This window comes from Paraburkholderia mimosarum LMG 23256 = NBRC 106338 (assembly GCF_000739815.1).
GTDB lineage: Bacteria > Pseudomonadota > Gammaproteobacteria > Burkholderiales > Burkholderiaceae > Paraburkholderia > Paraburkholderia mimosarum.
Genome location: NZ_BBJJ01000005.1, coordinates 1 through 22,005, shown reverse-complemented (window position 1 = coordinate 22,005; position 22,005 = coordinate 1). Strand labels below are relative to the sequence as shown.

Sequence of the window (22,005 nt, the reverse complement as noted above, 5' to 3'; positions counted from 1 at the left end):
GCCTGGAACCAAGCGCACGGATCAGGTTTCGTCCGGATCGTCGATGAGCTTGTGGCGCATCGCGTAGCGCACGAGCGCGGCTTCGTGCGGTATCTGCATCTTTTCGAGGATGCGCACCTTATAGGTGCTCACGGTCTTCGCGCTCACACACAGTTCCTGCGCGATTTCGGTGATGGTCTGCCCCGCCGCGATCCGCCGGAACACCTCGAATTCGCGGTCGGAAAGCCGCTGATGGGGGAGCGTGTCGGCGGGCTCGTTCAGGCTTTGGGCGAAGCGCTCGGCCATCGCCATGCTGACGTAGACGCCGCCGGCGGCGATCTTCGTCACGGCGCTGACGAGCTCCGTGCTCGCACATTCCTTGGTGAGATAACCCGAAGCGCCGGCCTTGAACGCGCGCACGGCGTATTGCTGCTCGGCGTGCATGGTCAGCACGAGAATGCGCAACTCGGGCTTCTCATCCTTGATCTGCTTGACGAGATCCACGCCGCTGCGCCCCGGCATCGAGAGGTCGAGCACCAGGACCTGGGCGGGGTGCTCGCGCACGAGCGCGAGCGTGGTCGCGCTGTCGCAGCCTTCGCCCACGACTTCGAACTGGACCTCGCGCGTGCTTTCGAGAATGCGGCGCAGACCGTCACGCATGAGCGCGTGGTCGTCGGCGATGATGACCTTGATCATGATGCGGCCTCTTCGGACTGGAGGGCGTGAAGGGCGAACGTGATGGTCATGGCGAAGCCCTTTCCGGGGGCGGTATCGATGAGAACGGTGCCGTCGAGCATGCGGGCGCGCTCGCGAATGCCGAGCAGACCGAACGACTTGTCGCGCCAGGCGTTGTGCTGCCTGTCGGCGGGGTCGCCGGTCATGCCGAGGCCGTCGTCGGCGATACGCAGGACGCAGTTCGGTCCGTCCACCTTGAGCGTGATCTCGACGAGACTGGCTTCGGCATGACGCGCGACATTGGTCAACGCTTCCTGAACGATGCGAAAGAGCGCGGAGGCGGCTGTGTTCGAAAAATCGGTGGCCTCCGCTTCGAGGTCGCGCTCGACGGCGATCCCATAGCGGTTCGTGAAGTCGTTCGCGAGCCACTCGATCGCCGGCACGAGGCCGAGGTCGTCCAGCATGACGGGCCGCAGGTCCGCCGCGATGCGCCGCAAGGCGGCCACGGTCGCATCGATCAGGTTGCGCATTCCGGCGAGGCGCGCGGGGACGTCGGTCGCATGCTCTTCTCCGAGCCGGCGCTCGAGCGCGGAGAGATCGATCTTGAGCGCGGTGAGCTGCTGGCCGAGGTCGTCGTGGAGCTCGCGCGCGATGCGGGTCTTTTCGGCTTCACGCACGTTCTGCAAATTGGCCGACAGTTCGCGAAGCTCTTCACGCGAACGCTTGAGCGCCTCCTCGGCGCGCAGGCGCTCGGTGACGTCGCGCAGCATGACCGTGAAAAGCTTGCCCGAATCGTCGCGAATCTGCGAAATCGACGCTTCGATCGGAAACTCCTCGCCGTTGGCGCGCAGCCCGTGAAGCACGCGTTGCGGGCGGCCCATCTGGCGCTCGCTGACGCCCGTCTCGCCAAATCGTTCGACATGCTGGGCGTGCGCGGCCCGGAACCGCTCGGGAATGAAGCGCGAGAGCGGAGAGCCGATCGCCTCCATGGCGGACAGGCCGAACACCTGTTCGGCGGCCGGGTTGAAGATCACCACGCGCTGCGATTCGTCGACGGTGACGATCGCTTCCATCGACGAGCGGATGATTCCCATCATGCGGGCCTCGTTGAGCCGTGCATCGCCGCCGACCTGCGCGGGCGCCGGGCGCGCGCGTACGAGGCGATGCACGACGAATGCAAACGCGCCCGCGGCGAGCAGCCCGTAGATCACGATGAAGAGGGCGCACGCGGCTGCGCCCGTGAGCAGCGGGCTTGCGTCGGCGCTGACGTCGAGAGTCAGCGTGGCGCCGCCAAACGCGAACGCATTGCTGCGCCGGAAGAGGACGCCTGGCAACACCTCGTTTTCTTCGCCGCGCGCGCTCGTGTAGAGGGAGAGCGGCGGCATTCCGATCCTCGCGTTGAGCGCGAGCCCCGGATCGGCGGCGACGAGCGGTTCGAACAGCCGCCGCGCGTCGAGCAAGGCAACGGCGAAACCGGTCACTTTCTGCGCATTGGCTTGCGCGTCGGGCGAGCTCTCGTACACGGGTAGCCAGAGCGTGAGAAGCGGCGGCGCATTGGCTGGCCCCGGCAAGGCCGCGAGCGCCGCATTGCCGGTTTCGGCGGCGTAGCGGCGCGCCGCGAGCGTCGCTGCGGTTCCGACGAGGGCGCTCTCGGGGACGCCGGCGCTCGGGCCCGCCCATTGCATCGCGACTTCGGCGCCGTTCGTCGCGCTCGCCGCCGGGTTGGCGCGCGGCGTGACGTAACCGAGCGCGACGATCGCCGAACGCGAGCTAGCCAGATCGATCGCCGACACGAAGTGCTGCCAGGCTGCGGGGTCGGGGCGGGGCGTTTGCGTGAGCAACGCGCGCGCGCCGCGCAACAAGGCCTCGTCGGCGATCAATGCCTGCCGGAGCGTTTCGTGGAGCGCCGTCGCACGCCGGGTGAACCGCTGTTCCGCCGCCGCTTGCCACTGCCGCGTCACGAACGTAGCGACGATGCCAGCCAGGGCGAACGCCAGCAGGAAGGCGAGTACGGCCGCGACGACCGGATCGCGCAGGCGCCCAGGAATCGCCGGCCCCGCGCCTTGCCCGGCGCGCATACGCGGGTCAGTGCCTGAGACCATGACGACTTTCCGGGGCGCAATGTCTGCGCGAAATCCATCCGTAGCCCATTCGCGTATGAAGTATCCCATTCAATGGAGGAACACCGAACCCCATGCGGCGGGGGGATGCATGCCCATTTTATGAGCCACTTGCAAACGTGTCTCAAAAAAGTTGTCCGCTTGCCCGACTGGCTCCTGTGGCGCGCCGGTTTCCCTTCCGTGTTGCGCCGAATTTTCAGGGCGCCGCCCCCGCCTCTGGCGCGGGCGCGGGCGTCAGTTCATCCGTTGCGGCCGGGGCGTGCGGGCGAGCGCGCACAGTGGCCTCGGCGAGTTCGACCGAGTCCCGATATTCCGGGACGCAGCAATCCCAATGCAGCGTCTCCGCAATGCGGCGGCGCAATGCATCGGCCGCCGCGGGCTCGCCGTGTGTGACGAACGTGCGAATGGGTGGGCAGGTCATATGGGCGAGCCAACGCAGGGTTTCCTGGTAGTCGGCGTGTGCGGAGAGCGACGTGATCGATGAGACTTCTGCACGCACGCGTACATAGTCGCCGTGCAGCTTGATGGCCGGCGCATGGGCTTCGAGCGCCGCGCCGCGCGTGCCGGGCGCCTGGTAGCCCACGAGCGCGATCGTGTTGCGCGGGTCCGAAGCGTACAGGCTCAGGTGATGCAGCACCCGGCCACCCGTGGCCATGCCGCTGCCCGCGATGATGACCATGGGACCGTTGCGCCCGGCAATCGCTTTCGACTCGTCCACCGTGCGCGCCATGAACGCCACGTGATCGATGGCGTGCACCTGCGAGACGGTGAGCCGATGGTCGCTCATGTGACGCCGGTAGAGGTCGGTCACGCTGATCGCCATGGGACTGTCGAGGTACACCGGAACGTTCGCCATGCGCCCCGACTGCTTCAACCGCGCGATGTAGTAGAGGACCTCCTGCGCGCGGCCCACGGCGAAGCAGGGCATGACGACGATTCCCCCGCGCGCGAAGGTGCGCGCGAACATGTCGGCGAGTTCGTCCTCGGGGTTGAGGGCATCGTGCAGCCGGTCGCCATAGGTCGATTCGACCACCAGATAGTCCGCGTGCGCAGGCGGCGATGGCGCACGCACGATCGGGTCGTCGGGCCGGCCCAGGTCGCCGGAAAACGCAACGACGGTATGCCCGTTGCACACCACCGCGCTCGCCGCGCCGAGGATATGGCCGGCGGGCAGCAGCCGGAAGGTGAGTTGCTCGTCGAGCGTGACCGGTTCGTCGAACGGGCGCGGCGCGATGAGCCGCAGTGCCGCTTCGGCGTCTTCCAGCGTGTAGAGCGGAAGGGCCGGATGGTGTTTGGAGAAGCCGTGGCGGTTCGCGAATGCGGCGTCTTCTTCCTGGAGCCGCGCGCTGTCGCGCAGCATGATGCCGCACAGGTCCGCGGTGCCGGGCGTGCAATAAACCGGGCCGCGATATCCGTTGCGCGCAAGGACGGGCAGGTAGCCGCAATGGTCGATATGGGCGTGCGTCAGGACGATGGCATCGAGCGAACCGGCAGGAAAGGGCAGCGGATCCCAGTTGCGCAGGCGCAGGTTCTTGGTGCCCTGGAAGAGCCCGCAATCGATCAACACCCGCTTGCCTCCCGCTTCCAGCAGATAGCGTGAACCGGTGACCGTCTGCGCCGCGCCCAGAAACGTCAGCTTCATCATCCTCTCCTCGCTTCATGTGCCCACGTGCCCTTGATATTGATTGGATCGCGTACCCGCATGCCGCCTTTGATTTGAATCAGACGAACGGACTTTGCGCCGGATCCGCCTCGACTTGAGGCAGATCAATCGAGGCGGGCCAGTCGATTCTTAGATTGGAATGGGTGGCTCGCGGTAACGGGCCGGATTGCGGGCGGGGGCGAAAAAATGGCGAGCAGGTTGTCCTTCGGCTGGGCGCTGGGTTGGATGCTGTCGATGGCATCGCTTTCGGCTTGCGTGACGGACGTCGGCTCGCACCGCGAGGAAAACGCCGCCTTCCGCCAGTCGGAGACCGAACTGGCGGCGCGGCGAGAGCAGAGCGCGATCAAGTGCGCGACATCCGACGACTGCGCGCAGGTCTGGGCCCGCGCGCGGATCTTCGTGCAGCGGCACTCGCCCACGCCCATCGATCGTGCGACCGACGAGACGATCGAGACACGCATGCCGCATGAGTTCGGTCTCGCGTACTTCTGGGCGGTGCGGCAGATGGCGGCGGACGGAACGACGACGATACGGCTCAAGGGCCTGTGCCGCGGCATGTACAGCACCGACAACGGCCCCGGCTGGCTCTACGCGCGCTGCGCCGAGCAGCTCCTGCAAGGTCAGCTCGAATTCGTGCGGGAAGTGGGGGGCGTGAGATGAAGCGGGCGCGGATGTTCGCTACCGGTTGGCGCGAGCGAGCGCCGAATGAATTTTCACCGGCAGGCGAAACTCCGCCGAAATCGTGACCCCCCCAGCTGGACGTCCATCGACCGTCAGCGAGCCGCCGACCTGCAGAATGCGTTCGCACATGCCGATGAGCCCGAATGCATCGGGACGCGAGGGGGCTTTCGGGTCGAAGCCGATCCCGTCGTCGCTGATGCGCAGCCGGCAATGGTTCGCGTCGTTCCGAAGCTCGATCGACACCCGTCGTGCGTGAGCATGGCGCGCCACATTGGTGAGCGCTTCCTGAACGACGCGAAAGAGGGCGGTCGTGGCGAATTCGCCCAGGTCGGGCTCCGAAATATCCAGCACGCACTGGACCGTCACGCCATAGCGGCTCTGGAAGTCCTCCGCGAGCCATTCGAGGGCGGCGCTCAGTCCGAGATCGTCGAGTATGGCGGGCCGCAGATCGGCGGCGATGCGCCGCACCGCGGCAGCTAGCGAATCGATATCCGCGCCGATTTGCGCGACGGCCTCGAGTTCGGCATGCATCCGTGTCGGCAACACGTTGGCGAGTTCTTTTCCGTGCATGCCGAGCGCCATTTTCAGCGCGGCGATCCGTTGCCCGAGATCGTCGTGCAATTCGCGGGCAATGCGCCGCTGCTCGTTCTCGCGCGCCTGCTGGACCAAGGCGGATGCAGCATGAGCGCGCTCGAGTTCTTCGAGTCTGCGCCGCTCGGTCATGTCCCGGGTGATCTTGGCGAAGCCGACGAGCACGTCGTCGTCGTCGCGCACGGCGGTGATGACGACGCTCGCCCAGAAGCGGGTGCCGTCCTTGCGCAGCCGCCAGCCTTCGTCGGCGACGCGCCCGTGCAGCGCGGCCGCTTCGAGCAGACGCTCGGGCTTGCCGGCGGCGATATCGTCGTGCGTATAGAACACGCGAAAGTGCTGGCCGACGATTTCATCTGGAGAATAGCCCTTGATGCGCTGCGCGCCGGCGTTCCAGCTCGCGACGCGGCCGCCGGGCTCGATCATGAAAATGGCGTAGTCGGCGACGGCGTCGATCAAAAGGCGATACCGGTCCGCAATCGTGATGTCGCTGCCGTTGCTTCCAGTCCAGGATGTGGGCCCCGCCGTTTGCATGAAGCGCTCCGGATGATTTGCCGTGTCAGCAGGTATCGGACGCGTGCCGATGCACGAGGCGCTTTGCGCCGATAGCCGATAAACCGCATGGTAGGGCAAATTGCTTGTCGCGTTGAGAAGGGTGACAAGCGCCGGACTTCCAGACGACGGCCTAACGACGAAGCCTACGCCACGACTTCGCTCAGCGGACGGCGCGGCGACGGCGCGTCGGGCGTGCCGTGGCCGATGCGCAGCAGAAGCTGCGGGCACGCCGATGCCGGCATGCCGAGCACTGCCCCAAGTTGCGCGCGCAACTCTCCCACCTCGATGGGCTGGTTCAGATACGAGGCGCAGAGCCCGTGCGATGTGAGGACGAGCAGCACGCGCTCCAGCGCCTCGCCCGCGGCGAGCCAGGCCTGTGCGTCGTCGACGCTCGTCGCGATGCACAGCAGCAGCGGCGACCCCGCTGCAAGCGCGCGATGCGTGGCCGCCACGCCGCCGCCGACATCGAACGTGCGGATCGCGGAGGCGACGAGCGGCGTCGCGAAGTCGAGCAGGGATCCGATTCCGGCCGAGTAGGCCGGCATGCCGTCGCCGGTATGGCGCGGATGGATCCATTTCGCGAGTTCGCGGCGAAAGCGTGGATCGGCGAACTGTCGCTGGTCGGCAGCGGCAACGAGGTCGGCGATCGCCTCTCGCGTTGCGGTTTCGGTTGCGCACGCAACTTCCACGCCCTCGGCGCGCGCCGCCTCGAGCAGTGCGTGTTCGATGGCAGCGGCGACAGGCGCAGGAGAAAACGGCCGACGTGTCGTGACCCGCCGGGAAATCGCATTGAGAAGCGGCGCCAGCTCCGCGCCAACGGGCTGCCCGCGCAGCAGGCGCACATCGGCGAGCAGGTCCGGATCGAGGCTCGTCGGAAAGAGCGTGATCGCATAGCCTATGTCGAGGCTCGCAAGCGCGACGCGCAGATTGAAGAGCGCGGCGCCGCAACTGATGATCAGTTCCCGATCGAACGGATCGACGACGGGCAGCGCGCGCAGGCGGTCGGCGCACAGCAGGATCCTGTCCTGGCCGGGCACGAAACGCCACGGCTGGCTGTTGTGGCTCGACGGCGCTAGCGTGGCGTGGCGCACGGCGTAGCGCAACGCGTAGTCGTCGAGCTTGTCGACCGGGCTGGTGTCGGCTGCCGGGTCGTGGGGCTTGTCGAGCATGACGTACTCCTGCCTCTTCGAAGGCGCGCTGCGCCCGGTGAAATCAGTGCGACATGAAGACCGGAACCGTCATCGCTTCCAGCAACGTGCGCGTCACGCCGCCCAGGACGCATTCGTGGACGCGCGAATGCGCGTAAGCCCCCGCCACGATCAGGTCGGCATGCAGGTCGCTGGCCCGGCCCAGCAGCGCCGCGCCGGTCTGAACCGCCGGGTCGCGCGGGGTTTCGTGAAAGGATGCCTGCACGCCGTGCAGATCGAGCCACGCGGCGGCATCGATGGCCGCGTTTTGCGCGTGCGCGCGCTGCGCGCCGCCGTGCGACGCGATCACCTCGATCGACACGCACTCGGCGCGCTGCAGCAACCCGAGCGCGTCGGAGACGGCCCGCGCGGCTTCGCGGCTGCCGTCCCACGTGACGAGGATGTTCTGCGCGAACCGGGCGAAGTCGCCGGAATGCGGGACCACGACGGCGGGCCGTCCGGCTGTCATCAGCACATCGGCCACGAAGCCGCCGGCGCTCTGGGCGACCCAATCCGCGGCTTCGGGCTGCCCGAGCACGAGCAGGTCGGCATGGCGCGCGTGCACGGCCGCGATCGCGGCGTCGCAAGGCTGAGGCGCGCGCCATTCGACGATGCGGCCCGCACGCTCGGCTTCGAGGAGAAATTGCTCGTGCATGCGCGCGAGGCGCGCCGCGGGCGTCTGCATGCCCTCGGACGCTTCCCGCTGCCCTCGCGGCACATACAGTCCGGTCAGATGCGCGTCGAAGCGTTCAGCCAGGTCGAGCGAGAGCGCAAGGCGCGCCGCGCATCGTTCCGAGTCGTCGAGGTGGACGAGCAGGCTCTTGTAGCACATGGCGATTTTCCTTGAACCCGAGCTAGCGCGCCGGCCACCCTGGCGCGCCAACAGTCAAATGCACGCTCAATGGGACATCAAAACCGGGACCGGCATCGAGCCGAGAACGGTTTGCGTGACGCCGCCGAGCATGAGTTCCTTCCAGCGCGCGTGCCCGTATGCCCCCATCACGAGCAGGTCGCCACCCAGTTTGTCCACGCGTGACAGCAGGGCATCGGCAATCGACACCGTGGGGGGCGTGTGTAACTGGGTGAGTTCCACCTCGATGCCGTGGCGCGCGAGGACGAGCGCGATGTCGGCTCCCGGTATGCGGCCCTCCCGTTCGGCGTTGAGCGTGACGATGGTCGTATGCGTGGCGAGCCGCATGAAGGGCAGGGCGTCGTACAGTGCACGCGTGGCGGACCGACCCGCGTCCCACGCGACGACGATCCGTTCGCCCGCGGTGGGAAACGTCCCGACATAGGGCGCCCACAGGACCGGCCTGCCCGCCGCCAGCGTCACCTGGGCTTGCAGGCGGCTGCTGAGCGAAGCGTCCGGATCGTGCGGATCGCTTTGACCCACGACGATGAGGTCCGAATACGGCGAGAGCGCGAGCAGTTCCGGCCGGGCGTGCTCCGTTGCGGTACGCCAGCTGCCTTTGAGATTCGCCTGCGACAGCCCGTTGAAGAACTGATGCTCGAGCGCCCGGCGCTTGTCTTCGCGTGAGCGCACGCGATAGCCCGCATCGAACGCCAGGGGCCAGGCGCTGTCGTGATCGGCCGTGACCGGCGCGAACAGCGCCTTGACGTGGGCGCCGTGCCGCTGGGCGACAAGCAACGCAAGATCGAGACAGGCGCTGGCGCGCTCGCTGCCGTCCAGATGAACGAGGATGCTGCGGTACTCCATGATCGGCGCTCCACAATTGCGCGAATAACGGTGGCGTGCGATCAGTCTAGATTCGGGCGCGCGGTCGCCATTGATTTGAATCAATGCCAGGCTGAAGCCGGCGGTTTCGGTCGAGCCGGCCTCCATTTGACGCATGTCAATCGCTGGCGAGAGCGGGTTTTTATAGTGGAGCGACCTTTCGATCGTGCCGATCCGCGGCCGATCACCGATCTGCGAGGAGAAACATGATGCGCAAGGACCGGATTGCGTTTGTGAGCGGTGGAATGGGAGGACTTGGCGCCGCCATCAGCCGGCGACTGTACGACGCTGGCATGACCGTGGTCGTGTCGCACTCGGAGCAGAACGATCATGTCGCGACATGGCTGCACGGCGAACGCGAAGCGGGCCGCATGTTTCACGCGTTCGGGCTGGACGTGGCCAGCTACGACTCATGCGAGGAGTGCGCACGAAAGGTCATCGCGGAGTTCGGCGGCGTGGATGTTCTCGTCAACAACGCCGGCATCACGCGCGACGCGAGCTTCATGAAGCTCTCCAAGCCCGAGTGGGATGCGGTGATGCACACGGATCTCGACAGCATGTTCAATCTCACGAAGCCGTTCCTGCCCGGCATGTTCGAGCGGCGCTTCGGGCGCATCGTGAACATCGGCTCCGTGAATGGTTCGCGTGGGGCGTTCGGGCAGACGAACTACGCGGCGGCGAAGGCCGGCATTCATGGATTCACGATGTCGCTCGCGCTCGAAGTCGCGAAACACGGCGTGACCGTGAACACGGTGTCGCCCGGCTACCTCGCCACCGCCATGGTGGAAGCCGTGCCGCAGGAGATCATGGAGACGCGCATCCTGCCGCAGATTCCCATCGGCCGTCTTGGCCGTCCGGAGGAGGTGGCGTCGCTGGTTGCGTATCTTTGCTCGGACGACGGCGCGTTCGCGACAGGCGCCAATTTTGCCGTCAACGGCGGCATGCACATGGAGTAGGACGCGCGCGGTTTGAGCCGCCGGAAGGCCCGCTTTGGGGCGCGCCTCGCTCAGGGCGCGCCGTCGGCGACGAGCGTGTCGCGCAGTGCGGCGGCGAAGCGCTGGAACGCAGGCAACGAGCCCGCCACGCTCTGATATTTTTCCCGGCCGATCTGACCGTCGAGGGTGACGAGCAAGCCGGCGGTACGGGCAAGCGCGAGCAGGGTTTCAGGGTCGTCGGCGGCGCTCGCGTTCGGGAGCGCCGCGTCGGTCAGCGAGCGGATTTCGACGGTGGACATTTCGGCGCTCCTTGCATCGGATGGGACAAAGCGGCTGCGGTGAGTACGTCTTCAGTATCCAACGCCGGCTGCGGCGTTCCAATGAGCGGGCGCTGAAACTGGCGTAAGACTTTTTCTTGGAATGTAGGCAAATCCCTACGAAGGACGAGAAGGAGGGCGAAGGTGGTCGAGATCGTGACACTCACGCTGAACCCTGCCGTCGATGTCTCGACGGCGGTGGAGCGCGTTGTCGATACGCACAAGCTGCGTTGCGAAGCCGCGCGCCGCTATCCAGGCGGAGGCGGGCTCAACGTGGCTCGCGTGATCCAGCGGCTCGCCGGCCGCGAGGCGAACTGCCTCGCGCTCTATCTCGCGGGCGGCGCGTCGGGGAATCTGCTCGAACAGATGCTCACCGCCGAGCGCGTGCCCGGCCGGCGGCTGCGCATCGCGGGCGAGACGCGCGAAAACTTCTCGGTCACGGAACGCGCGACCGGCCGCGAGTTCCGCTTCGTCCTGCCGGGCCCGCAGATCAGCGCCGATGAGTGGTCGGCTACGCTGGCCATACTCGACGTGCTCATGCCCGCGCCGCGCTATCTCGTGCTGAGCGGCAGCCTGCCGCCCGGCTTGCCCGCGAAGGCCTACGCGGACCTGACCCGCTGGGCGAATCTGCGCGGCACCCGCGTGGTGCTCGATACCTCGGGTCCGCCGCTCGCGCTCGCACTCGATGCGGGCGTCTTCCTGGTGAAGCCCAGTCTCGGCGAACTGGCGGCCATGGCGGAAAAACCGCTCGCCGATGAAGCGGCGTGGCTCGCGGCGGCCCGGTCGCTCGTCGATGACCGTCGCGCGCAGATCGTCGCACTGACGCTGGGCGAACGCGGCGCGCTGGTCGTCACGGCGGAGGAAACCCTGCGCGTGCCGGCGCTGGAGGTGCCCATCTCGAGCGCAACCGGCGCCGGAGACAGCTTCCTGGCGGGACTGCTCGTCGCCCTGCGCCGCGGCCAGACGCTGCGGGACGCCGCCCGTCTCGCCCAGGCGGCCGCTTCCGCGACCTTGCTGTCGAGCGGCACGGCGCTGTGCGACGCGCAAGAGGTGAAGCGGCTCTACGCCGGGACGCAGGAAGTGGTGTAACGCCGCCGCGGCGCGCAGCCTGTGCGACTCGCCTGCGAAGTCTCGACTGCGCTTCAGTGAGACAACAGCACCGGAACGGTCGCCGATTCGAGCAGGTCGCGCGTCACGCCGCCGAGCCACTGCTCCTTCCATTGCGAATGACCGTAGGCCCCTGCCACGACGAAGTCGCAGCCGCTCGTGGCGATCCAGGAAAGCAAGGCGTCGCCGGCGGTTTCGTCCGTATCGCTCATGGCTTGCGCGAAATCGACGTTCACCGCGTGCCTCGCCAGCATCAGCTCGATTCCACTGCCTCGTGCACCAGGCACGTCAGGCGGCAGCGCGCCGGAGCCGCGAACGCGCAACACCGTGACACGCCCGGCACGCTCCAGAAACGGCATCGCGTCGTGCACGGCGCGGGCCGCTTCACGGCTGCCGTCCCACGCGATCGCAACCGATTCGCCTGGCGGGCGCAACGCGCCGGCGTACGGCAGCACCAGCACCGGCCTGCCCGACGTCAGGACGACGCCCTCCAGGAAGCGCTTGCGCAGCGCGCGCGAATCGTCGTCGGGGCCGGGCTGACCGGCGATCAGCAGATCGGCGTGACGGCTGCGCCGGATCATCGGCTGCTCGGCATAGTCGTCGAATGCGATCCACTCGCCGCCGAGGCCCGCGCCACGCAGGGCATGGCGGAAAGCCTCTTCGGCCGAGTCGCGCTGACCGCGCCGCGCATCGCTCCAGTCGTCGTAGTAGTGCGCGCAGCCCGCAATCGAAAAGTATTCGTGCACCTCGGGCATGAATGTCGTGTAGAGCCCAGCGAGATGCGCGTCGAATTCCCTTGCGAGGTCCAGCGAAAAGCCTAGCCGGGCCTGGGCGCGGTCGCTCGGGTCGAGGTAGGCAAGCAAGGTCTTGTAGGGCATGGCAGCGTCTCCTCCGAGGGCTCCGGACCATCGAGTCGTTCTCGTTCTATTAGTCCCTCCCGGCAGGCTTCATTCGTTTGATACATATCAAAGGGATGCGACCCGCCGGCCCGAAAATCGGCCCATGGCCACGATGCCAGCCGGCCGATTCGAAGATGGAAACCCACGACCCCGATCCGCTGGGCAAAGGCCCGGCAGGAGCAATCGACATGTACGAGAAGATCCTGGTGGCGTACGACGGCAGCGAAACCGCGAAACGGGCGCTCGCCGAAGCGTTGAAGTTCGCGGCCCTGACTGGCGCGCAGCTGCGCATCGTGCACGCGCTCGACATCGTGGCGCCCATGGGCATGGGGATGACCTACGTTCCGGCCGATCTCGTCGAATCGTACCGGGAGGACGCCATGAAGCGGCTCGACGATGCCCGTGCGCAAGCTCAGGCGGCTGGCGTGCGCTGCGAGACGGAGCTGATCGATGTGCTGGGCATCGAAGACAGCGTGGCGGATTGCCTGCAGCGGTGTGCGTCGTTCAACGGCGCGCAACTGGCCGTGCTCGGCACGCATGGCAGACGCGGCGTAAAACGCGCGCTGATCGGCAGCGTTGCGGAGCGGTTCGTGCGCTCGGCGCCATGCCCCGTCCTGCTCGTTCGCGGTGCCAACGAATGAGTGCGGGCGATACACCCATCGTGGAGCGAATTGCGCATGGAGAAGAAGTTCGATTCCGGCAGCATCGTGTTGTTCATCGGCGTCCTGGTCCTGCTCGCGGCCCAGGTGCTTTGGCTCGCGCCTGCGCCGCCGGCGATCGCCTATAGCGACTTTCAGCGCCTGCTCGCCGCGCACGAGGTCGACAGCCTCGTGATCACGCCCACGCGCATCAGCGGCGAGCTGCGCTCGGAGCAAGCGAAGGCGTCGCTTCCGGCCTCGGACGCCGCAACCTTCACCGCCGGCAAGCCGCCTTATGCGTTCACGACGATCCGCGTCGCCGACGAGTCGCTGCCGGCGCGGCTCGCCGCCGCCGGCGTACGCTACCGCGGGGCGCTCGACAGCAGCTGGGATAGCCTGCTGCTCGCCTGGATCGTACCGCTCGTGTTCTTCGTCATCGTGTGGCAATTCCTGATGCGGCGCGGCGGCGGCATGCGCGACTTCATGAGCGTCGGCAGAAGCCGCGCGCAGGTCTACCTTCAGCAGGCGACAGGCACGACGTTCAGCGACATCGCGGGTATCGACGAAGCCAAGAAGGAACTTCAGCAAATCGTCTCGTTCCTTTGTCATCCTGAGCGATACCGGCGGCTCGGGGGGAAGATCCCCAAAGGCATCCTTATCGTCGGCGCGCCGGGAACGGGCAAGACCTTGCTCGCGAAGGCCCTCGCGGGCGAGGCCGCCGTGCCGTTCTTTTCGATCAGCGGCTCGTCTTTTGTCGAAATGTTCGTGGGCGTGGGCGCGGCGCGCGTGCGCGACCTGTTCGAGCAGGCGCAAAAGCAGGCGCCGTGCATCGTGTTCATCGACGAGCTCGACGCGCTCGGCAAGGTGCGCGGCGCGAATCCGGTCTCGGGCAACGACGAGCGCGAGCAGACGCTCAATCAGCTGCTCGTCGAGATGGACGGCTTCCAGCCGAACGCCGGTGTGATCCTGCTCGCCGCGACCAACCGGCCCGAGACGCTCGATCCTGCGTTGCTGCGCCCGGGTCGCTTCGACCGCCATATCGCGATCGATCGCCCCGACCTGAACGGGCGCCGGCAGATCCTTGCGGTGCACGCGCGCGGGGTACCGCTCGCGCCCGACGTCGACCTCGAAGAGCTGGCCGCGCGCACGCCCGGCTGCGTGGGCGCCGATCTCGCGAACATCGTGAACGAAGCGGCGCTTCATGCCGCCGAAGCCGACCACGCGAACGTGAGCATGGCCGACTTCGACGAAGCGATCGACCGCGCGCTGGCGGGCTCGGAGCGCAAGAGCCGCGTCATGAATGCGCAGGAGAAGGTGACGATTGCATACCACGAGGCGGGCCATGCGCTCGTTGCCCAGAGCCGCGCTCACTGTGACCCCGTGAAAAAAGTCTCGATGATTCCGCGCGGCGTGGCGGCGCTGGGCTACACGCAGCAGGTGCCCACCGAGGACCGTTACGTGCTCCGGCGCAGCGAGCTGCTCGACCGGCTCGATGTGCTGATCGGCGGCAGGGCTTCGGAGGAACTGGTGTTCGGCGACGTCTCCACCGGCGCGGAAAACGACCTCGAAAGGGCCACCACGATGGCATGGCATATGGTGGCCCGCTACGGCATGAGCGAGCGCCTCGGCCTTGCGAACTGCGCCGACGATGGCGCCATGCCGAAAGCGCTAACGGGAGTCGATGGCGCGCGTCCGGCTGCGCGCACGGCGCAGCTCATCGACGACGAAGTGCGCCGGCTGCTCAGCGACGCCCATGAACGCGTGATGCGCACGCTCGCCGACCAGCGCGACGCGCTCGACCGGATCGCGAAGCGCCTGCTGGAGCGCGAAGTCATCGAGCACGATGAACTGCTCACGCTGATTGCAGGTGCTGAGCCTGCCGCCGTGGGCGCGGCGGCTCAGCCCGATGCGGCGCAGCCCGCGGCGGCACCGCAAGCGCCGCTCGCGGCCGGCGGCGCATCGACGGTGACGGCTTTCGCGGCGCACGTCTCCCAGCGGCCGGGGCCGCCTCAGTGATTGCTCTCCAGATAGTCGTGCGCGGCGGTACGCACGCGCTCCGAGGCGCGCAATGCTTCGAGCGCGCGCTTTTCGATGCGGCGCACCTGCTCGCGGGAGACGCCCATGTGCTTCGAGATTTCCTCGTACGTTTGCGGTTCGCCATCGCCGATGCCGAAGCGGCGACGCACGATGTTCGCCTCCAGGGGAGACATTGCGTCGACCAGGCCCTTCACGAACTCGCACATGCGCACGCGAGCCAGGGTTTCCACCGGCGCAGGGGCCTCGTCCGGAATCAGTGCGATCAGTTCCGTTTCCCCATCGGGCAGCACGATGTCGAGCGAAGCGGGCTCGACGGGCAACGCCAGCAGGCTGCGCACCTTGTCCTCGGCCATGCCGCTGGCCGTTGCCAGTTCCCCGGGGCCGGCATCGCGACCCGTGCGCTGGCGGATACGCTCGCGTGCGCGCCAGACGCGCGAGAACTGGTCGCTCACGTGCACGGGTAGCCGGATCGTGCGCGAGCGCTCGGCCACGGCGCGCGCAACGGCCTGGCGGATCCACCACGTCGCATAGGTGGAAAACTTGAAACCGCGCCGATATTCGAACTTCTCGATTGCGCGCATCAAGCCGAGGCTGCCCTCCTGAACGAGATCGGCGAGGTCGATGCCGCGATTCTCATAGCGCCGCGCGACGGAATAGACGAGCCGCATATTGGCCTCGAACATCCGGCGCGTCGCCGCGCGCAGCCGGCGCCGTGCCGCTGTCATTGCGGCACGGCGCTCGCCCGCTTGCGCCTCGTTGCGAGTCGCGGCCAACGCGTCGCAGGCGGCCTCGATGTCGCCGCCCGGCCAGTCATGAGCTTCGTACTGCTCGACATCGCCTCGCGCGCGGCGCGCGAGAACTTCGAGCGCCGGAGGACAGGCCTCGATGCAGCACAGGAGGTCTTGACGGCTTGCCTCGATCTCGCGCGCCAACTCGGTTTCCTGCTCGCGCGACAACAGCGGCACCGCCAGCATTCGCGCGCGATAAAGATCGAGCGTGTCGCCCGATACGCGAATATCGTGCGGGCCCGCGTCGAATTCGCGCATGGGCTCGTCGCGCTCCATGCGGTTGTGTGATCGTGGCTGACGGGGTTTGGTCTTCATGGCGCTGGCGGTCCTTCCGCGTGGCTGATCGCGGGCGCTGGGCGCCCGCGCATTACGGCGGACTTCACTACACGAATTCCCATTCGCCCCAGGACCGCCTGACGACAACGATCTTGGGGCGAATGCCTGCGATTCAACAAACGCCGGCCGTTTTTTTATGGGAGCACGGCGCTCAGATCGACGCGGGTGAACATCGTTGCCTTCGCCGGCTCGCGTCCGCTCGCGAACGCGATTGACTCAGATCAACCGGAATTCGGGGCGCGCGAAGCTGCGCCAATCGCGCCTTCGATCCGTATTCAATTGACTGAGATCAGTCCAAAACCAGGCCGGTTGCGTAGGTTGGATGCGTCGTCATGAGACGACGCGCGCGGAGACCGTCAAATGACAAAGCCCGATTTTCGAAAGATTTTGCTGGCAGTGGACGGTGGTGCCTGCGCACAGCGCGCCACGCAGGAAGCCGTGGCGCTCGCGGCGCTTGCGCACGCTTACGTGCATGCCGTGTACGTCGTGCACAAGTGGGGCATCGCGCCGTACTCCGGCTACTTCGATCCCGATGCGCTGGGCAGGGTGCTCAACGAGGACGGTCGCCTCGCGCTCGAAGCGGTGCGGCGGGCGATGGCCGATCAGAAGGTTTCCGGATCGGTCGAGATCTGCGAGACGCTCGGGAAATCCGACTCGATCGCGCAATGCCTGCAGCGCTGCGCCAAAACGCAGGAAGCGGATCTCGTCGTGATGGGCACCCACGGCAGGCATGGCGTGAGCAGGGCGGTGCTGGGCAGCGTTGCCGAGGGGCTGCTTCGAATATCGTCCTGTCCGGTGCTGGTCGTGCGTGGCTAGCACAGGCGCTTGCCTCTGCGACCTCTGCGACAAGCGAAGCCGTCGCGTATCAGCCGTCCCCGGCGCTCGCACGATCGGCGCCGACAATTTCGTGCTCGGGGGCATCGTCCCCCAGGGTGGCGATCGCCCGCGTATAGCGGCCGATCGCGGGCAGTGCGGTGAGCCCATGGGCGAAGATGCTCAGCAAGACCGTCGCCATGACGGCCAGCTTGATGGTCGGCTCGCCGGGCAGGTCCGCTTCGCCCTCGAGGTACACGAGGCCGAGGACGATGGACGCGAGCCCCCTCGGGCCGAACCAGCCCATGAACAGCACCGTTGATGAGCTGAGATGCGTACCCTTCAACGCAAGCGCCACGGGAATCATGCGGATCAGCGTGAGACTGAGCACGCCGTACGCCACGATGGCGAAATCGAACTCCCTCCAGACACGCGTAACGAGCAGCCCGAACAGGAAGAAAACAAAGTAGTTGAACAGCTGCCCCCAATCCTCGGTGAACTCGACGCTGTGCTTGCCGACCTCGCCGAAGCCTGCCTGGGTCGCCAGGCCGGCGACGAAAGCCGCGATGAACATGCTCGCGCCGGTGGCCTCCGAAAGCAGCACGCAGCCAAAGGGAAGGGCGACGACCCCGAGCTGCGTGAGCGGCACCGCCATCCATTCCTTGCGCCGCGCGAGGCCCAGCAGCCAGCCGCCGATCAGACCGATGCCCAGTCCCACCAGCGCGCCGTAGCCGAGCTGCTCGACCAGGAAGCGGGTCAGGATCGACCCTCCCCCGCCTGTCTCGCGCGCTTGCGCCAGCGCGATGAAGAACATCAGAAAAGGAACCGAGAGCCCGTCGTTCAGACCTGCCTCCACGTTCAGCGCCTGACGAATCCGCCGCGGCACGCGCGGGCTGCTGACGATGACCTGACCGAGCCCGGCGTCGGTCGGCGCCAGAATCGCGGCGAGAATGCCCGCTTCCCACCAGGTCAGTGAGCGCAAGACGACCATCGCAGCGAGGATGCCAAGCGCAATGGTGAAGAGCATGCCGCCGCTCAGCAGGCGAACGGGCAGATTCGCTTCGCCCTTGAGCATCTGCGGCCGCACGCGCGATGCGTCCGTGAACAGCGTCATCACGAGGCCCAGTTCCGCAATCAGAAGCAGACCCTTGCGGTCCAGTGCAAGCTCGCTTAGCGCCTCCTGCGAAAACGACATGAGCGCGCCAAGCGCCGTGAACAGGATAGGCGCCGTGATGACGGTCCGCTCGAGACGCCGGGACACGAGGCTGTAGACGAAGACGAGCGCGACGAATGCGGCGATGAGCATCATTTGTGCGACTCCCATGGTGAAGGCGGGAGGGTTTGGCGCTGACGGAGCGTCGCCCTGGCGGATATGAGACGCCAACCCGCGCGCGGTCAGTTGATGGAGGTCAATGCAAGCCGTCACGCGATAGCCGGGCGATCGGCTATCGGCTATGCGCTGTCGGCGAGTGCATGGAAAAGCTCGTCTTCCTGCTCGCAGTGCAGGCGAACGATCGCGTGAAGACCGTAGAGCAGACGCTGGATCTCCTGTAGCCACTCGGTGTCGGGATCGCCGGCGGGCAGGTCGGCGGCCATGTGGCTCAGCGTCCGGGTGACGCGGATGATTTCGCGATGCATGGTGCTCATCGAGGCGAGCGGATCATCGCCGCCCAGCAGCGGTGCGAGTTGCGGGTACACCTGCGCATCGTCGTGGCGCTCGTGCGGGATGAGCTGCTGTGTGAGCAGATCGCCGAGATCGCCAAGCCTCGCTTTGACCGCAGTGGCGGGCAGTCCCGGCATGTCGTCGGCAAGCTGGCGGATCTGTTCGATCACCGGCTCGAGCCGGGCATGCTCGCGCCGGAGCTGCGCGGCGGCGGCGGGCGCCAGCGACCCGCTTCCCGCACGGGGAACCCGCAATGCACGCAGGGCGTTCGCGATGGCGGCGACATCGATGAATTCCTGAAGCACCGCACCGGCAAGCGGAGGCAGCATGCCGGCGGCTGCGAAACCCATCGCGGCAAGCGAGAGTCCCATGCCGACGTACACACTCTCGATCGCAATGCGGCGGGTGCGTTGCGCCACGCGTCGAGCTTCGGCCAGTCTGTCGAGACGGTCGACCAGCAGAACCACATCCGCGGCCTCCGACGAGGCTGCGGCCCCCTGTGCGCCCATCGCAATGCCGACATCGGCGGTGGCGAGTGCCGGCGCATCATTGACGCCGTCGCCGACCATCATGACGGGTCCGGTCCGCCTGGCTTGCTCGATTGCGCGCAGTTTGTCGGCGGGCGTCTGGCCGGCGTGGACGGCATCGACCTGAAGTATCGCGCCGACGGTTTCCGCAACGTCGGCACGGTCCCCCGTCAGCATCTCGATGCGCGTGACGCCTTCCCGTCGCAGCAGCCGGAGCGCGCGGGGCGTATCGGTGCGGATCCGGTCGGCCATCTGGATGGCGCCTGTCATGACGCCGTCCTCGCCGACGAACACCGCGGATGCGCCTTCGTAGGCGACGCGACGCAGCAGCCGTTCGCTCCAGGCCGCCGCGGGTGCCGTTGCGCACACGAACGCAAACGACCCGATGACCACCTTGCGTCCGTCGACGGTTCCCATGACGCCCGCGCCCGCGGTTTCGCGCACGTCCTGCGGAGCGGACAAGGCCAGCTCGCGCGCGCGCGCCTCGCACGTGAGCGCGTCGGAAATCACGTGGCCCGAGGCCTGCGCGAGGGAAGCCGCGACTCTCAAGACGCGCTCGGGCGTGTCTGCCGGGCCGGTCTCGATCGCCACGAGCCGCGCGTGTCCGGCGGTCAAGGTTCCGGTTTTGTCGAAAAACAGCGTGCGCGCAACCGCGAGCTGTTCGAGCGCGCCTCCATCCTTGATGAGGACGCCACGGCGCGCACAACGCGACATGCCCGATACGATGGCGACCGGCACGGCGAGAATCAGTGGGCAGGGCGTCGCGACGACCAGTACCGCGAGCGCCCGCACGGCCTCGCCGCTCGCAATCCAGGCTGCCCCGGCCACGAGCAGCGTGCAGGCGAGAAAGCCGAGCGCGTAGCGATCGGCGAGCCGCGCCGCGGGGCTGCGCGCCCGCTGCGCGGATTCGACCATCCGCACGATTGCCGAAAACGTACTGTCGGCGGCAGTCGCGGACGCGATCATCTCGAAGGGGGAGCCCGCGTTGACGGCGCCGCTTCGGACCGCTTCTCCGGATACGCAGGGGCGGCTGCGCGATTCGCCCGTCAGTGTCGATTCATCGAGTTCGGCAGCGCCCGACAAGGTGCCATCGACAGGGACGACTTCGCCATGTCGCACGAGCAGCCGATCGCCCGGCACGACGTGGTCGAGCGCGACAGGGGTCCACTTTCCGGCGTCCGAGCGGATCGCCTCGCGCGGCGCATGGCTCAACAGGGCCGTCATCTCCGAGCGAGCCCGCGCGCGTGCGTAGTCTTCGAGGGCCCGGCCGCTCGCGAGCATCAGTGCGATGACGGCGGCAGTCAGCCGTTCGTCGAGGACAAGCGCAAAGACAATGGCCAGCGCGGCAAGAATGTCGACCCCGGCCTCGCGCCGGCGCAGCGCGCCTGCGATCGAGACCACGAGCGCGGCGAGCACGGGCAGCGGACCCATTAGCCAGATGAGGCGTGCCGCATCGACGGAGCCGGCAAGCCAGCAGCCTGTTCCCGCAGCCAGTGCGGCCGCGCAAACGGCAAGCAGGAACGCGTTCGGCGATCGGAAGATGTCGTGCATGGCTGTCGCGTGCCTCGTTCGGTCGAGCGGGAGTCCCGCTGCGCGCGGCTCGATGGTGCGCCAGACCGACCCGCGCAAACGGGGCCTGCCACGCCGTGCCGCTACGCCGTACCTTGAAGTCGCAACGGAGAAGCGGTTTGATCTGCATCATATGTCGGCGACAGATCGCGGGCAGCATGGAAAAGGATATTCCGTCATCGAAGCGAGGCCCGACATGACCCAGCACTCCGCCACGCAGGCTCCGTTGTCCTTTGCAAGGATCATGGTCGCCGTTGACTCCTCGCCCGCTTCTGCCGCGGCGTTACGGTACTTGCGCAGACTCGTGCATCCGGGCGCCACGACGGTTCGCGTCGTATCCGTGGCCGAGAATCCTCACACGCTCGTGCCCCTGGGCGTATGGGCCGGGTCGCAGCTCCAGGCCGCACGGGACGAACTCCTGCGTGACGCAGACACGGCGATCAAGACCGCGCAATCCGCACTGGACGGCTGCGGCGCGCTTCTCGAAGGCGAGGTCATCGATCTTTACAAGGAAGGGGGCGACCTCGTCCACGCGCTTTCCATGGCCGCAGTGCAATGGGCGCCCGATCTTGTCGTCCTCGGGGCGCGGCATCATCGGGCCCTGTTGCGCTGGGTGGAAGGCGAGGTGTCCGCGCCGCTCGCGAAACTGCTTCGCGCGCCCACCCTGATTGTCCCGGTCGAATACGAAGACGAACTGCCAGGCCCACCTTCACGGATCCTGTTCGCGACAGACGGCAGCGACGCGTCGCTGACCGCGTTGCGCGCAGGCATGGGGCTGGTGTCTGCGCGCTCGGATTGGCGCGTCATCTATGTTGTCGACCGGCTGCTCGGACGGGAGACCGGGCCGCTCGAACAGCAACTCGAAGAAACACTCAGGGAGAGCGGCCAGGTCGCACTCAAGGCGGCTGGCGGCGAGCTCGCTGCGAGCGACCCGCAAAAGGTAGTGGAAACGGCGCTCATCATGACGAAGAGCACCTATGACGACGTGGCGCATGCGATCGACCGTGACGCGCGGCAGTGGAAGGCGCAGCTCGTTGTCCTCGGCACGCACGGACGACGCGGCCTGACACGCTGGCTGCTTGGCAGCGTCGCGGAACGGACGCTGAGATTGACATCGATTCCGCTCTTGCTCGTGCCGCCAGTGGAGCGGTAGTTTCTTCGGCCAGTCGCGATGCGCGCACGTCGGCGCTGTC

The 22,005-nt window shown here is 67.2% G+C and carries 19 protein-coding genes; 7 read left to right on the top strand and 12 right to left on the bottom strand.

What is annotated here, in order from left to right; translation table 11 throughout:
• Nucleotides 1-21: 21 nt before the first annotated feature.
• The 3 genes from BMI01S_RS05130 to BMI01S_RS05120 all read right to left on the bottom strand — a co-directional run bounded on the left by BMI01S_RS05130 (nt 22) and on the right by BMI01S_RS05120 (nt 4,416).
• Nucleotides 22-675, bottom strand: a complete 654-nt coding sequence (locus BMI01S_RS05130; protein WP_028213040.1) for a response regulator — start codon at nt 673-675, stop codon at nt 22-24.
• A complete protein-coding gene (locus BMI01S_RS05125; RefSeq protein WP_244145296.1) occupies nt 672-2,756 on the bottom strand; it encodes a PAS domain S-box protein in 2,085 nt (694 codons plus the stop codon). Before BMI01S_RS05125 ends, BMI01S_RS05130 begins: the two co-directional genes overlap by 4 nt.
• Before the next feature lie 214 nt (nt 2,757-2,970).
• On the bottom strand, nt 2,971-4,416 hold the full coding sequence (locus BMI01S_RS05120) for an MBL fold metallo-hydrolase RNA specificity domain-containing protein (protein ID WP_081716096.1): 1,446 nt from the start codon (nt 4,414-4,416) through the stop codon (nt 2,971-2,973).
• Nucleotides 4,417-4,671: 255 nt separating this feature from the next.
• Between BMI01S_RS05120 and BMI01S_RS05115 the strand changes: the two genes are divergently transcribed.
• The gene (locus BMI01S_RS05115; RefSeq protein WP_154671155.1) at nt 4,672-5,097 is read left to right on the top strand and encodes a hypothetical protein; all 426 of its coding nucleotides are present in this window, start codon (nt 4,672-4,674) and stop codon (nt 5,095-5,097) included.
• Nucleotides 5,098-5,115: 18 nt separating this feature from the next.
• Here the strand turns inward: BMI01S_RS05115 and BMI01S_RS05110 are convergent, their stop codons facing one another.
• The 4 genes from BMI01S_RS05110 to BMI01S_RS05095 form a co-directional block, all read right to left on the bottom strand.
• Entirely contained in the window at nt 5,116-6,240 is a 1,125-nt protein-coding gene (locus tag BMI01S_RS05110; protein ID WP_028213042.1) for a sensor histidine kinase, read from the bottom strand.
• A 164-nt stretch (nt 6,241-6,404) separates the two neighbouring features.
• Nucleotides 6,405-7,430, bottom strand: a complete 1,026-nt coding sequence (locus BMI01S_RS05105; protein WP_028230298.1) for an Acg family FMN-binding oxidoreductase — start codon at nt 7,428-7,430, stop codon at nt 6,405-6,407.
• Between the two features lie 43 nt (nt 7,431-7,473).
• On the bottom strand, nt 7,474-8,280 hold the full coding sequence (locus BMI01S_RS05100) for a universal stress protein (RefSeq protein WP_028213044.1): 807 nt from the start codon (nt 8,278-8,280) through the stop codon (nt 7,474-7,476).
• 66 nt (nt 8,281-8,346) lie between these two features.
• The gene (locus tag BMI01S_RS05095) at nt 8,347-9,165 is read right to left on the bottom strand and encodes a universal stress protein (protein WP_028213045.1); all 819 of its coding nucleotides are present in this window, start codon (nt 9,163-9,165) and stop codon (nt 8,347-8,349) included.
• 227 nt (nt 9,166-9,392) lie between these two features.
• Between BMI01S_RS05095 and BMI01S_RS05090 the strand changes: the two genes are divergently transcribed.
• The gene (locus BMI01S_RS05090; RefSeq protein WP_028230299.1) at nt 9,393-10,139 is read left to right on the top strand and encodes a beta-ketoacyl-ACP reductase; all 747 of its coding nucleotides are present in this window, start codon (nt 9,393-9,395) and stop codon (nt 10,137-10,139) included.
• 50 nt (nt 10,140-10,189) lie between these two features.
• Here the strand turns inward: BMI01S_RS05090 and BMI01S_RS05085 are convergent, their stop codons facing one another.
• Nucleotides 10,190-10,417, bottom strand: coding sequence for a hypothetical protein (locus tag BMI01S_RS05085; protein WP_028230300.1), 228 nt, complete (start codon nt 10,415-10,417; stop codon nt 10,190-10,192).
• Nucleotides 10,418-10,579: 162 nt separating this feature from the next.
• On the opposite strand from BMI01S_RS05085, the gene BMI01S_RS05080 reads away from it, so the two are divergent.
• Nucleotides 10,580-11,524 carry a 1-phosphofructokinase family hexose kinase gene (locus tag BMI01S_RS05080; protein WP_028230301.1) on the top strand — a complete coding sequence of 315 codons (945 nt, stop codon included), beginning with the start codon at nt 10,580-10,582 and terminating at the stop codon, nt 11,522-11,524.
• A gap of 53 nt (nt 11,525-11,577) precedes the next feature.
• Here BMI01S_RS05080 and BMI01S_RS05075 read toward each other — a convergent pair whose 3' ends face one another.
• Nucleotides 11,578-12,420: a universal stress protein gene (locus BMI01S_RS05075; protein ID WP_028230302.1), complete on the bottom strand. Its 843-nt coding sequence runs from the start codon at nt 12,418-12,420 to the stop codon at nt 11,578-11,580.
• Nucleotides 12,421-12,575: 155 nt separating this feature from the next.
• Here BMI01S_RS05075 and BMI01S_RS05070 point away from each other — a divergent pair, with 155 nt between their 5' ends.
• Entirely contained in the window at nt 12,576-13,082 is a 507-nt protein-coding gene (locus BMI01S_RS05070) for a universal stress protein (protein ID WP_051381329.1), read from the top strand.
• A 36-nt stretch (nt 13,083-13,118) separates the two neighbouring features.
• The gene (ftsH, locus tag BMI01S_RS05065) at nt 13,119-15,095 is read left to right on the top strand and encodes an ATP-dependent zinc metalloprotease FtsH (RefSeq protein ID WP_081716091.1); all 1,977 of its coding nucleotides are present in this window, start codon (nt 13,119-13,121) and stop codon (nt 15,093-15,095) included.
• On the opposite strand, the gene BMI01S_RS42555 is transcribed toward ftsH, so the two are convergent.
• Entirely contained in the window at nt 15,089-16,219 is a 1,131-nt protein-coding gene (locus BMI01S_RS42555; RefSeq protein WP_081723325.1) for a sigma-70 family RNA polymerase sigma factor, read from the bottom strand. The genes ftsH and BMI01S_RS42555 overlap by 7 nt on opposite strands.
• 381 nt (nt 16,220-16,600) lie before the next feature.
• Here BMI01S_RS42555 and BMI01S_RS05055 point away from each other — a divergent pair, with 381 nt between their 5' ends.
• Nucleotides 16,601-17,056 carry a universal stress protein gene (locus BMI01S_RS05055; protein ID WP_028230303.1) on the top strand — a complete coding sequence of 152 codons (456 nt, stop codon included), beginning with the start codon at nt 16,601-16,603 and terminating at the stop codon, nt 17,054-17,056.
• A gap of 49 nt (nt 17,057-17,105) precedes the next feature.
• Here the strand turns inward: BMI01S_RS05055 and BMI01S_RS05050 are convergent, their stop codons facing one another.
• Nucleotides 17,106-18,362, bottom strand: a complete 1,257-nt coding sequence (locus BMI01S_RS05050; RefSeq protein ID WP_036044361.1) for a cation:proton antiporter — start codon at nt 18,360-18,362, stop codon at nt 17,106-17,108.
• Between the two features lie 143 nt (nt 18,363-18,505).
• Entirely contained in the window at nt 18,506-20,794 is a 2,289-nt protein-coding gene (locus BMI01S_RS05045; RefSeq protein ID WP_028230305.1) for a heavy metal translocating P-type ATPase, read from the bottom strand.
• Nucleotides 20,795-21,008: 214 nt separating this feature from the next.
• On the opposite strand from BMI01S_RS05045, the gene BMI01S_RS05040 reads away from it, so the two are divergent.
• Nucleotides 21,009-21,965, top strand: a complete 957-nt coding sequence (locus tag BMI01S_RS05040) for a universal stress protein (protein ID WP_028230306.1) — start codon at nt 21,009-21,011, stop codon at nt 21,963-21,965.
• The last annotated feature ends 40 nt before the right edge of the window (nt 21,966-22,005 follow it).